The following is a 255-nucleotide window of genomic DNA, read 5'->3' as shown; positions in this document are numbered from 1 at the left end:
CGCGGTACTCAGGGTACTGCTAGGCTAGCATTCTATACGTGTACAGGGCTATCACCGTGTATCGCTGGGCTTCCCATCCCATTCCACTTCTGTTTGCTAATGCCATATCGCAGCCCTACAACCCCAAAAATGCCGTAACATTATTGGTTTGGGCTCTTTCCCGTTCGCTCGCCACTACTTGGGAAATCATTATTATTTTCTTCTCCTACGCCTACTTAGATGTTTCAGTTCAGCGCGTTCGCGTATTTTACAACA

General features: G+C 47.5%; 1 rRNA gene. It reads right to left on the bottom strand.

From position 1 onward, the window contains the following. Positions 1-255, bottom strand: a 23S ribosomal RNA gene (locus HCX49_RS25290); the annotation flags it as partial.

The organism is Sphingobacterium sp. B16(2022) (assembly GCF_012030425.1).
Lineage (GTDB): Bacteria > Bacteroidota > Bacteroidia > Sphingobacteriales > Sphingobacteriaceae > Sphingobacterium > Sphingobacterium anhuiense.
Note: the sequence above shows the minus strand (reverse complement) of the source record. Positions and strands in the feature narration are given on the sequence as shown.